At 72.8% G+C, this 648-nt stretch carries 1 protein-coding gene; it reads right to left on the bottom strand.

Going from position 1 to position 648, the window contains the following annotated elements; all coding sequences use genetic code 11:
* Nucleotides 1-604 (bottom strand): MFS transporter (locus SK571_RS46185; RefSeq protein WP_319990436.1); only part of this gene is annotated, 604 nt, incomplete at its 3' end.
* Between the last annotated feature and the right edge of the window lie 44 nt (nt 605-648).

The raw sequence follows: 648 nt of genomic DNA, 5'->3' as shown, positions 1-648 counted from the left end.
TGGAGTCGCGGCTGGCCACGGGGGCGGCGGGCAGGGATCGGGCGGTGAGAAGTGGATCGGGTCGAAGCAGCACCCACAGCACGATGGCGGCCGCCGTGTAGGCGAAGACCGCGAGGATGAACGGGCCGGCGAGCGCCGGGACGTGCCAGCTCGTGGCCAGTTCGCCGGTCGCCGTGACGAGGTTGGGTCCGAGCACCGCGCCGAGCGTGGTGGCGACGAGCACCGTGCTCACCGCGCGTCCTCGGCGTTGCGGGGCTGCGAGGTCGGCGCCGGCGTAGCGCGCCTGGAGGTTGGTCGCGCTGCCCGCGCCGTAGACGAACAACGCGACGAACAGCAGCACGGCGTTGTCGGTGGCGGCAGCGATGACGACGCCGAGCGCACCCACTGCGCCGGTGACGTAGCCGCCGGCGAGACCGGCGCGCCTGCCGCGCAGGCCGGAGACGCGGGCGATCAGCAGAGCCGCGAGGGCGGAGCCGATGGTGAACAGTGCCGCGGGTAAGCCTGCCGCACTGGTGGCGCCGAGCATGTCCTGGGCGAGCAGCGCGCCGACGGTGATGCCTGCGGCAAGTCCGGCACCGCTGAGGATCTGGGCTGCGACGAGCACCGTCAGGATGCGTCTTTGGGCAGGGTGACGCGCGATCAGGGTGT

The organism is Lentzea kristufekii, from assembly GCF_033949925.1.
In the GTDB taxonomy this organism is placed as follows: Bacteria; Actinomycetota; Actinomycetes; order Mycobacteriales; family Pseudonocardiaceae; genus Lentzea; species Lentzea kristufekii.
The sequence above is the reverse complement of the archived record's forward strand: the minus strand, read 5'-3'. Positions and strand labels throughout refer to the sequence as shown.